This window comes from Gaetbulibacter aestuarii, assembly GCF_039537665.1.
GTDB lineage: Bacteria > Bacteroidota > Bacteroidia > Flavobacteriales > Flavobacteriaceae > Gaetbulibacter_A > Gaetbulibacter_A aestuarii.
In genome coordinates this window covers 84,605-96,728 of the sequence record NZ_BAABAY010000001.1, presented here as the reverse complement: position 1 = coordinate 96,728, position 12,124 = coordinate 84,605, and the positions used below count along the sequence as shown (strand labels likewise).

Sequence of the window (12,124 nt, the reverse complement as noted above, 5' to 3'; positions counted from 1 at the left end):
TAAAAAACTATGAAAAACATTTTTAAAATAACGTTAATGTGTACAGCGCTTGTTGTAGTTGGTGCATGTACAGACTTAGACGAAGTTTTGGTAGGTGATGTTACGGAACAATTTAACGGAACAGAACCAAGCTTCGGAACCTTTGACGGAGGTGGCCCTGGTCCTGCTGATGCTGTGGCTTCAGCTTACAACCAGTTAAGAGAATCCGGATCAGCAAACCATGGTGGTTACTGGTCAGTTCAATCTGTATCTTCAGATGAAATGGCAGTAACTCAAAAAGGTGGTGACTGGTATGACGGTGGTATCTGGATCGATATGCACAGACATACTTATGGTCCTACTAACGGTCCTGTTACAGGGACCTGGACAGCACAGTATGCAGCTATCGGAGCTTGTAATACGTCTTTAGCATCAGGAGATCTTGATGCGAATCAAACCGCTCAGGTTAGAGCTTTAAGAGCTTTCTTCTATATGAGATTATTAGACCTATATGGTCGTGTGAAGATCGTAACCACTCCTGGAGCTGATGCTCCTCAATCGACGAGAGCTCAAGTTTTCAATTTTGTTGAAAGCGAGTTATTAGGAGCATTAGGAATTACCAATGTTATTGGTATGGATCTTTCAAGTAGCCCATTAGCTACAGAGCATTCTCAGTACAGAATTAATCAATATGCAGCTTTAGGATTATTAGCTAAGCTATATCTAAACGCTGAAGTTTATTCAGGAACGCCTCGTTGGGCAGAAGCAGCTGCTGCAGCTGACTACGTGATCAACAATGGTGGATATACATTATGTGATTCAGGATGTTCTGTGCCTAACCCAGGTAAAAGACCAGCTGTTGCTACAGATCCTGATAACTTAGAAGGTTATGCTGCTGTATTCGCGCCGAACAACAAGGATAATCCTGAGATCATCTGGTCTATCGCTTATGATAACGTGTCTGGTGCAAACATGAACTTTGCTCAAATGACCTTACACTATTCTAGTCAGTTTACCTGGAATTTACAAAATCAGCCTTGGAACGGTTATTCCGCTCTGGAAGATTTCTATAATTCTTATGATGATGCTGATAAGCGTAAAGAAGCTAACTTTATTGTTGGTCCACAGTATGACTATGATGGTTCTGCCATCCTTGATTACGCTGCAACTGATGGGAACTTAGAGCTTAACTATACAACATCTATTAATGAATTAGAGCCAAATGCTTCACGTAAAGGTGGTGCTCGTTTAGGTAAATTCAGTTTCAGACAAGGACAACGTGATAACATGGATAACGATTTCCCTATCGTACGTTTAGGTGAAATGTATTTGATCCGTGCTGAAGGTGAAGCTCGAAATGCCGGTAACTGGTCGTTAGCATTAACTGATGTTAACACGATTAGAGCCAGAGCAGGTGTACCAGCTTTAGCGTCTATTACTGCTGATGAATTTTTAGCAGAACGTGGTAGAGAAATGTTTATGGAAGTAACACGTCGTTCAGACTTGATCCGTTTCGGTAAGTTTAACGATGCTTGGTGGGAAAAACCTGCTGATGCTCCTTTCCATAATCTATTCCCTATTCCACAGGAACAAATTGATGCTAGTGGTGGAACACTTACACAAAACCCAGGTTATTAGTTTTTTTTAAGTATTATTTGAATAAAAAGGGGTACTTTTATTAGTATCCCTTTTTTTACAACCAATTTTTAGCAGAAATAAATGAAACGTTTTTCGGTAATTTTAATATTAGCTTTAATATTAACCTCCTGTAATAAAGAAACAACCAAGCAACAAACCCTTTTCACATTAAAATCGGATAAAACCGGAATTACATTCAACAATTCGCTGAATTATACAGAGGAATTAAATCCTTATACCTATCGAAATTTTTATAACGGTGGTGGTGTTGCCCTTGGTGATATCAATAATGATGGCCTTATTGATATTTATTTTACCGGAAATCTTGTTGATAACCAACTCTATCTTAATAAAGGCAACTGGACCTTTGAAAACATTACAAAAAAAGCAGGTGTAGCTTGTTCCGGTGTATGGTCTACTGGTGTTACTTTTGTTGATATAAATAATGATGGGCTTCTTGATATTTACGTTTGTAAAGCAGGACCGCCAAGTACGAAAGCCAATCGACATAATGAACTATTTATTAATAATGGCGACTTAACCTTTACAGAAAAATCTAAAGAATACGGATTGGATATTACCGGGCTCGCTGTTCAGGCTAATTTTTTTGATTACGACAAAGACGGCGATCTTGACTGCTATATTTTAAGTAACTCTATAAAATCTGTTGGTAATTACGATTTTATAAAAGATCAACGCAATAAACCTTCAAAAAACGGAAATAAATTATTACGAAACGATGATGGTAAATATGTTGATGTTACTACAGAAGCTAATATTTATTCCAGTGCAATAGGCTTTGGTTTAGGAATCACCGTGAGCGATTATAATAACGATACCTGGCCGGATATTTTTGTTTCAAATGATTTTTTTGAACGTGATTATATGTACATCAACCAGCACGATGGCACCTTCAAAGAAAAACTGGACAGCCAATTTGGTTCTATTTCTATGGGTTCTATGGGAGCTGATGCTGCAGATTTGAACAACGATGCTCAAACGGATATTATGGTTACTGAAATGCTGCCTAAATCTATCGAACGGCAACGTACCAAAACTATTTTTGAGTCCTGGAACAAACATGATATGGCTGAAAAAAATGGCTATCATCAACAATTTTCAAGAAATGCTCTGCATCGTAATATGGGTAACGACTCCTTCCTTGAGGTAAGTCGGTTTTCTAACGTAGCAGCTTCAGAGTGGAGTTGGGGATCCTTGTTATTTGATGCAGATAATGATGGTTTCAAAGATATCTTCATCAGTAATGGTATTTATAAAGACCTGCTTGATCGTGATTATCTTACCTACATGGCAAATGAGGATAAAGTGCGCAATATGATCCATTCCGGGAAAGAGGTTATGAACAAATTGATCGATTTGATGCCATCCAAAGCAGTGCCGAACGTTATTTTTAAAAATGAAGGAAATTTTGAGTTTACTGATAAAACTCAGGATTGGGGTCTTGAAAAACCGAGCTTTAGTAACGGTAGCGCTTATGGTGATCTGGATAACGACGGGGATCTTGATTTGGTTATCAATAACGTAAACATGCCCGCTTTTATTTATGAGAATACTCAAGATAGTACAAAAACCAGTTTAACCATAAAACTTGTTGGCGGTAAAAAAAATACCCATGCCATTGGAGCCAAAGCCGAGATCTATTACGACCACGATAAATACGGAACGTTGGAAAATTATCCTTCGCGAGGCTTTCAAAGTTCAGTGTCATATCATTTAATTTTTGGAACGAATACTGCAAAACAGGTTGACAGCTTGATTATTACCTGGCCAAACGATTTTAAGAGTGTTCATAAAAATTTAAAAACGAATCAAACCTATACGTTTCAACAACCCAAAAAAGACAGCATTTTCGCTGCGCCAAGGGTAAATCCTGTGATCAAGGAAAATCCGTTGGTAGAGGCTAAAGATTTAGTAGATTTTGTTCATAAAGAGAATATTGCGGTTGATTTCAATCAGGAACAATTATTACCTGAAATGTATAATAATGAAGGTCCAAAAATAGCAACAGCTGATCTTAACCATGATGGTAATACCGATTTTTATATTGGAGGAGCCAAAGGACAAACAGGCGCCTTATTTATCTCCAAAAAGGATGGTACGTATCAAAAACAAACAGAACCATTTAGCCTGAATGCACAATCTGAAGATACAGATGCTGTGTTTTTTGATAGCGATGGTGATGGCGATCTGGATCTTTATGTTGCCAGTGGCGGAAAATCGTTCTCTAAATTTGATTTTTCATTGAATGATAGGTTGTATATCAATAACGGAGACAATACATTCTCCTTAAATACCAAAGCACTTCATTTTGATTCTCCAATGAGCACCGGAACAGTATCAGTTTATGATGTAGACCAGGATGGTGACCAGGATATTTTTGTAGGCGAACGCTTTAAAGTTGAAACCTATGGCGTGCCTGTTTCCGGTTATATTTTAATAAATCAAGGGAATAATCAATTTAAAACAACCCAACCAAAAGTTTTAAAGGAAATTGGTTTGATTACTGATTCTGCCTGGGCTGATCTCAACAACGATGGTGTTAGCGATCTTGTTGTGGCAGGTGAATGGATGCCTATTTCGATCTTTATCAATAATTCCGGTACTTTAGTAAATAAAACCAAAGATTTTGGGTTGGAGAATTCTTCAGGATTTTGGAAAACGATCAAGTTGGCAGATCTCAATAATGATGGCGCTTTAGATATTCTTGCAGGTAATAAAGGTGAGAATTCCTTTTTTAAACCGGATACCAGAATGTATGTGGCCGATTTTGATGATAATGGTAAGAAAGAGCAAATTATATGTCATAAAAAAGGCGATAATTACTATCCAATTGTCGACAGAGATGAACTTATTGCCCAAATAGCCAGTTTAAAACAAAAATTATTGTTTTACAAGGATTATGCTGATGCCGATATGGAATCCATTTTCACTCCGGAGCAACTGGCGAAAGCCACTATTTCAGATGTTAAAATAATTAATTCCACTTGTTTTACGAATAAAAATGGTCATTTTACACCTCATAAACTACCAAATGAAGTTCAGTACTCTAATGTTGATGCCATAACCGTATTTGATGCGAACAACGATGGCTTTTTAGATGCATTTTTTGGTGGAAATCAATACCTGGTAAAACCACAGTTCGGGATTCAGGACGCCTCGGAAGGGTGGTTATGTTACGGAAGTGCAGAGGGTTTTAAAAATAGCGCCGTTATTCCGCTGGATATCAAAGGTCAGATCCGAGACTTTAAAACACTCTCAATAAAATCTAATCCGTATTTACTTACCAGTATGAATAATGATAGCACAAGATGTTATCGTATAACTAAAAAAGAACTAATTAAATAACTAAAACAACACATTACAAAATTATTAAGCATAAAATGACACTAAGAAATGTTGTAAAAGTCCTCATGATTTTTTTGGTGATCATGATGAGTTCTTGTCAATCCGATTACACCAAATTAGTTAAGCGAGAATTAGCAAGCGGAAAACAAAATGATTCTCTTTTTTACAGATTAAAATTCGGACAAACCCGAAGTTATTTCTTCAAGAATTGCTGGGAGCTTAATAAACAGAAATTATTGTCGCAAGGCCCAAATAATGGCTATGTTCAGGCCTTTTTACAGCCGCAGGATACTACGGATAGAATTCATATTATGCGCATGCTATTTTATCCAAGGTTCGATCCTAATGATAAGATCATGGCTATGGATTTGAAATTCTCTTATGTAGCCTGGGCACCATGGAATAAAGATCTGCATGCTGATAAATTGTTGCCAAGAGTTCAGGACACCTTAATGAAGTGGTTTCCAGGAAATGATTTTATACATGTTAAAGATAGCATATTGGTGAAGGTAGACGGTAACCGACAAATTCAGCTCACTGAAGGTTCTGAGCGTGATGTATCTGTTCTTATTGAAGATCTAAATTATAAACTCAACAAACTGAATAATTAAAAAATTTTATGATGAAACAGGCATACATAATTGCTGCATTGTTTTTACTCGTTTCATGTAACAAAGATGAATCAACCTCAAGCGAGGCTAAACCCCAGTTCGAATTAATGAACGCTGAAGCAACGGGGATCAATTTTAGTAACGATTTAGTCTCTACTGATGATTTCAATGTTTATAAATACCGAAATTTTTACAATGGTGGTGGTGTAGCGATAGGCGATGTTAACAATGATGGCTTAGAGGATATTTATTTGACTTCAAATATGAACGATAATAAACTCTATTTGAATAAAGGAAATTTCAAATTTGAAGATATCACTGATAAAGCCGGTGTTGCCGGTAATAAAGCGTGGTCTACAGGAGTTTCCATGGTTGATATTAATGGCGACGGTTATTTGGATATCTATGTTTGTAATTCGGGCGATGTTAAAGGCGATAATAAACAAAACGAGTTTTTTATAAATAATGGCGATCTTACCTTTACAGAACAGGCTGATGAATTAGGCCTTGCCGATCAGGGATTTTCTACACATGCTTCCTTTTTTGATTATGATAAAGATGGTGATCTGGATGTGTATTTACTTAATAACTCCTATCAGGCTATTGGTAGTTTTAGCTTAACAAGAAACGAACGCCCAAAACGTGATGTAAAAGGTGGTGACAAGTTATTTGAAAATCGTGATGGTCATTTTGTAGATGTCAGTGAACATGCAGGTATTTATGGTAGTGTTATTGGTTTTGGTCTTGGCGTAACGGTGAGCGATATGAACAACGATGGCTGGCCGGATATTTATGTTTCTAACGACTTTTTTGAACGCGATTACTTATACATCAACCAAAAGGATGGAACTTTTAAGGAGAGCCTTACCAAATCGATAAACTCCATTAGCGGTGCTTCTATGGGGGCTGATGCGGCGGATATCAATAATGATGGTTACAATGATATTTTTGTAACGGAAATGTTACCTGATAATTACCAACGCCTAAAAACGAATACCACTTTTGAAGACTGGAACAAATACCAGTATAACTTAAAGAATGATTATTACTATCAGTTTACGCGGAACATGTTGCAGCTTAATAACAGCAATATGACCTTTAGTGAAGTAGGCCGTTTTAGTGGGGTGGAAGCTTCCGACTGGAGTTGGGGTGCTTTATTCTTCGATATGAATAACGATGGTTTGAAAGACCTTTTTATTGCCAATGGTATTTACAAAGATCTTACGAATCAGGATTATTTAAAGTACATTTCCAACGAAGAGGTGATCCAATCGATCGTGCAGGATAATCAGGTGGATTACAAAAAGCTCATCGACATTATTCCTTCAAATAAAATAAAAAATCATGCCTACATCAATGAAGGCGATCTAAAATTTAAAAGAGAGATGAATGGTTTGAACACCGAGAGTTTTTCAAACGGTTCAGCTTATGGCGATTTGGATAATGATGGTGATATGGATCTGGTAGTGAACAATGTGGACATGCCCGTATTTGTATATCGTAATAATTTAAAACACGATGATAATCACTATCTGAAAGTTATTTTAAAAGGCGAAGGTTTGAATACAGAAGGTATTGGATCGAAGCTTGAACTTCAAAATGATTCGCTCACATATTTCCTTGAACAACAACCGGTACGCGGATTCCAGTCATCCATGGATAACCGTCCGAATTTCGGATTTAAAAATGCCGGAAAATTAAAACTTACAGTAACCTGGCCACTTGGAAAAGTAAGCATTATTGATAACGTTAAACCCGATACAACGATTACCGTAAATCAGGCTGACGCGTTGATGCCTGAAAAAACGGAAACCGAATCCAAACCAACATTATTCAATAAAACTGCTGGAGTTATGGATTTTGTACATCAGGAGGATAATTATGTCGATTTTAATGTAGAACGTTTATTGCCGTTTATGCGAAGTGCTGAAGGTCCTAAAATGGCCGTTGGTGACGTAAATGGTGATGGTGAAAAAGATATTTATATTGGAGGTTCAAAAGGCTTTACCGGTAGTTTATTCATTCAGAAAAATGGTCGTTTTGTAAAAAGTAATACCACAGTTTTTGATAAAAATAAAACATCAGAGGATGCACAAAGTGTATTTTTTGACGCGGATAATGATGGCGATCTAGACCTTTATGTGTGTAGTGGTGGAGTAGAGTTTTCAAAATTCAGTCCTAATTACCTGGATCGTTTGTATATCAATGACGGTAAAGGTAATTTTACCCAGTCTCCACAAGTATTACCAACAGCTACGGGTTACCACAGCAGTAGTACCGTAACGGTTGCCGATGTAGACAAAGATGGCGATCTCGACCTGTTTGTAGGCGAGCGTACCATTCCAAGAGCTTATGGCTATCCCGGTTCAGGCTATTTACTAATTAACGATGGTAAAGGGCAATTTACAGAAAGCTCTGCCTCGTTAGCGCCTGAATTTAAGGATCTGGGGATGATCACAGATGCTTTGTTCATCGATATAAATAAGGATTCCTATCAGGATCTGGTTGTGGTTGGTGAATTTATGGGTGTGCGTATGTTCCAAAATAAAGATGGCCATTTTGTGCCTGTTTTGGATAGTGAGGCCTCAAACATGTCTGGCTGGTGGAATACCATTGCCCAAGTAGATTTGGACAATGATGGTGACATGGATTTGATTATTGGAAATCACGGTCTTAATAGCCGATTTAGAGCTTCAGCTAGTCAACCTATCAAATTATTTGCTAACGATTTTGATGGCAATAGTTTTCTGGACCCCATTCTGGCTTTCACGGCTGATAATGGTAAAGTTTATCCATATGCCTTGAGACATGATCTCGTGGATCAATTAAAATATTTAAGTAAAAAATATCCGGATTACGAATCGTTCAAAGATGCAACGATCAGTGATATTTTCACCAAAGATCAATTGGATAAAAGTAGAATATTAGAAGTCAATACCTTAGGTTCTAAAATTCTTATTAACGAAGGAAATTTCAATTTCAAACAAGTTGATTTGCCCTATGAAGCACAGTTCTCACCCATTTATGCTATCGCTACAGCCGATTTTGATAAAGATGGTGACCAGGATATCCTTTTGGGCGGAAATTTAAACGGTGTTAAACCAGAGTATGGGCGCTATGATGCATCTTTCGGAAATTATATCGAAAACCTGGGTAACGACAATTTCAAATATCATAAAAAAGGAAAAGGTCTGGAAATTAAAGGTCAGATCCGTGATATTAAAGTAATTAATGATGAGGTATTTGTATCTCGCAATAACGACTCATTAGAGGTTTATAAATATTAAGATGATTAAAAAGTTAAGTTTCGTTTTTCTAATTGTTTTTAGTTGTGCTAAAAATGAAAAAGCGCCGGAAACCGCTGAGGTTACTGATGTGCCTTTTAATAATATTGCACCTTCTGAATCCGGTATCGAATTTTCAAATGATTTGGATCCTAACGGAAAACTGAACATTATCGAATACTTATATTATTACAATGGTGGCGGTGTTGCTATTGGTGATATCAATAATGATGGTTTGGATGATATTTATTTATCCGCCAACCAAAAACCGGATAAACTGTATTTGAATCTTGGCGGATTAAAGTTCAAGGATATTTCTGAAACCAGTGGTATTAGCCGGGCGAGTACCTGGTCTACCGGAGTTACTATGGCTGATGTTAATAATGATGGGTTTCTCGATATTTATGTTTGTAAGGTTGGGCATTATAAAACCTTGAATGCACAAAATGAGTTATACATTAATAACGGCGATAATACCTTTACGGAACAGGCTGAAGCTTACGGATTAAACTTTTCGGGCTTTTCCACACAAGCTTCTTTCTTTGATTATGATAATGACGGTGATATGGATATGTACCTTATGAATCATTCAGTTCATACACCATATTCCTACGGAAATACAACTTTACGGGAACATCCTGATCCGCTTTCCGGAGATGTGTTATTTGAAAATATTACTGAAAATGGCCAAACCCATTTTAAAGATGTTACCAAAGCCGCTGGAATCTATAACAGTGCTCTAGGTTATGGCCTGGCTCTTGCCACTTCGGATGTTAACAATGATGGATATATGGATATTTATGTGGGTAACGATTTTCACGAAAATGATTATCTCTACATCAATAACGGTGATAAAACCTTTAGAGAATCCAGTGCCGATTATTTTAATCACACGTCCAGATTTACTATGGGTGTTGATATTGCTGATATTACCAATAACGGAAAGCTCGATATTATGACGCTGGATATGATGCCTTACGAGGCAGATATCTTCCTGAAATCTGGTGGCGAGGATAGTGATAAGATCAACCAGATCAAACAATCCTTTGGCTTTAATCAGCAATATGCCCGTAATCATTTGCAGATCAATCAAGGGGATTATTTCGTTGATGCTGCTTTAGCTTCTGATACGTATGCCACCGATTGGAGTTGGTCGCCATTAATTCTTGATTACAACAACGATGGCATGAAAGATATGTACATTACCAATGGTATTTATAAACGTCCTAATGATCTGGACTATGTAAAATATCTAAGTACCGTTGATTTTGCGAAATACAGGGAAACCGCACAAGATACTATCGAGGAAAAGCTTATCAATACCATGCCGATGCTCAATTTGCCTAACGTGTTGTTAGAGAATGACGGGCATTTGAACTTTCAGAAAAAACAAGTGGACCAGGCCAATACAAGTACCTATTCCAATGGCGCGGCATATTCAGATTTTGATAATGATGGTGATCTGGATATTGTTGTGAATAATATCAATGAAAAAGCAACACTACTTGAAAATAAAGGTTCTGATAATAATTATATTGAAGTTAATCTCGTAGGTGCTAATAATTCGTTGAACACCAACGGCTCTAAGGTTTATGTTTATTCTAATGATAAAACGTTTTATAAAGAAGAAACAACGGTTAAAGGATTTTTATCGAGTTCTACAGCTAAGATCCATTTAGGTTTGGGCCAACTTAAAACTATTGATTCTTTAAAGGTGGTTTGGCTTGATGGTACCGAAACGGTTCAGAATAATGTTCCTGTGAACACCTTGATTACGGTTAAAAAGGAAAATACAAAACCCTATAAATACGCGCCACAATCGAAGGTAGAAGTCGCCGAATTCGATTATGAGCATAAGGAAAACACCTATCGCGATTATGAACGTGAAGGCTTGATTCCTGAGAAATTATCTACTGAAGGACCTTCTTTAGTTCAGGCCGATTTTAATGGCGACGGACTTAAAGATTTGTTTATTGGCGGCGCCAGAAATCAGGAACCTTCGCTTTATATCCAACAAAATAATGGTCAATTCAAACTTAAGCCGACACCAGTATTTATTCAGGATGCAAAATATGAAGATGTTGATGCTGTAGCCTTCGATATCGATAATGATCATGATCTGGATATCTATGCCCTAAGCGGCGGAAATGACTTTGAAGAAGGAAATCCGCTCTTGGAAGATCGTGTTTATATCAACGATGGAAAAGGAAATTTCACAAAACTGAATTCTGTTTTGCTTAGAACAAATGGCGGTTCTGTATCAACCTATGATTTTGATGGTGATGGTTACCAGGATCTTTTCATTGGAAACCGATCGATCCCCGGAGCTTATGGCTTAACACCATACAGTTTTATTTTAAGAAATCATGGTGGTAATAATTTCGAAATGGCTGTGAAAAGTCGTTTAGGAATGATCACCGATTCAAAATGGGCCGATCTTGATCAAGACGGTCAACCGGAATTAATTATTGCAGGAGATTGGATGCCTATCACAGTACTTTCTTATTCGAAAGAAGGTAAATTTGAAGATAAAACCAAGGCTTTAGGTTTGGGTAAGACCAATGGTATGTGGAATGTTATGTCTCTGGTAGACGTCAACAATGATGGACGTTTGGATATAGTGGCAGGAAACACCGGTTTGAATTTTAAGTGGAAAGCTTCAGAGCTAAAACCGGTTACCATGTATCTGGATGATTTCGATAATAACGAACAATTAGACCAGTTGATATTTTATGATTTCTTCGGAAAGAATGTGCCGTTTGCATCCAAAGACAAGCTTATGCAGCAAATCCCATCGTTAAAGAAAAAATTCTTAAATTATAGTGCCTTTTCAAAGGTGGATAACGTGTATGATTTAACACAGAAAAAAGAGTCAGATATTCTGGAAACAAAGCATATTTATGAGTTGCGTTCTATGGCTTATCTGAATACTCCTGAAGGTTTTGTTGCTAAACCACTACCGCGTGAGGCCCAAATGAGCACGATTGAGGATATGGATGTGGATGGAAATAAACTGGTCTTCACAGGAAATTATTTTGGTTTTGTAACCGAATTAGGTGAAAGCTCTTCAAATTCAGGAGGTATTGTAACGCTTAACAATGATGGGGATTTTGGTTATGAATCACTGGATTTGCCGAAACATATTAGCGGACGGCATATCGTGAAGATCAAACCAAACACGTATTTAATTATTACCAACAACGGTAAATCATACATAAAAACAATTCAATAAAAATAGATAATCTA

General features: G+C 37.1%; 5 protein-coding genes. All 5 read left to right on the top strand.

Going from position 1 to position 12,124, the window contains the following annotated elements; genetic code table 11:
- Positions 1-9: 9 nt before the first annotated feature.
- Positions 10-1,617 carry a RagB/SusD family nutrient uptake outer membrane protein gene (locus tag ABD682_RS00330; RefSeq protein WP_344737774.1) on the top strand — a complete coding sequence of 536 codons (1,608 nt, stop codon included), beginning with the start codon at positions 10-12 and terminating at the stop codon, positions 1,615-1,617.
- A gap of 81 nt (positions 1,618-1,698) precedes the next feature.
- Positions 1,699-4,983: a VCBS repeat-containing protein gene (locus ABD682_RS00325; protein ID WP_344737772.1), complete on the top strand. Its 3,285-nt coding sequence runs from the start codon at positions 1,699-1,701 to the stop codon at positions 4,981-4,983.
- A 35-nt stretch (positions 4,984-5,018) separates the two neighbouring features.
- Complete coding sequence (locus ABD682_RS00320) at positions 5,019-5,594, top strand: hypothetical protein (protein WP_344737770.1); 576 nt, start codon at positions 5,019-5,021, stop codon at positions 5,592-5,594.
- 11 nt (positions 5,595-5,605) lie between these two features.
- Positions 5,606-8,881 carry a VCBS repeat-containing protein gene (locus ABD682_RS00315; protein WP_344737768.1) on the top strand — a complete coding sequence of 1,092 codons (3,276 nt, stop codon included), beginning with the start codon at positions 5,606-5,608 and terminating at the stop codon, positions 8,879-8,881.
- A 1-nt stretch (position 8,882) separates the two neighbouring features.
- Positions 8,883-12,110 carry a VCBS repeat-containing protein gene (locus tag ABD682_RS00310; protein WP_344737766.1) on the top strand — a complete coding sequence of 1,076 codons (3,228 nt, stop codon included), beginning with the start codon at positions 8,883-8,885 and terminating at the stop codon, positions 12,108-12,110.
- The last annotated feature ends 14 nt before the right edge of the window (positions 12,111-12,124 follow it).

What these genes read in the sequence shown, in the direction of transcription:
- ABD682_RS00330 (WP_344737774.1), top strand. Translation starts at nt 10, where the DNA reads ATGAAAAACATTTTTAAAATAACGTTAATGTGTACAGCGCTTGTTGTA.
- ABD682_RS00325 (WP_344737772.1), top strand. Translation starts at nt 1,699, where the DNA reads ATGAAACGTTTTTCGGTAATTTTAATATTAGCTTTAATATTAACCTCC.
- ABD682_RS00320 (WP_344737770.1), top strand. Translation starts at nt 5,019, where the DNA reads ATGACACTAAGAAATGTTGTAAAAGTCCTCATGATTTTTTTGGTGATC.
- ABD682_RS00315 (WP_344737768.1), top strand. Translation starts at nt 5,606, where the DNA reads ATGAAACAGGCATACATAATTGCTGCATTGTTTTTACTCGTTTCATGT.
- ABD682_RS00310 (WP_344737766.1), top strand. Translation starts at nt 8,883, where the DNA reads ATGATTAAAAAGTTAAGTTTCGTTTTTCTAATTGTTTTTAGTTGTGCT.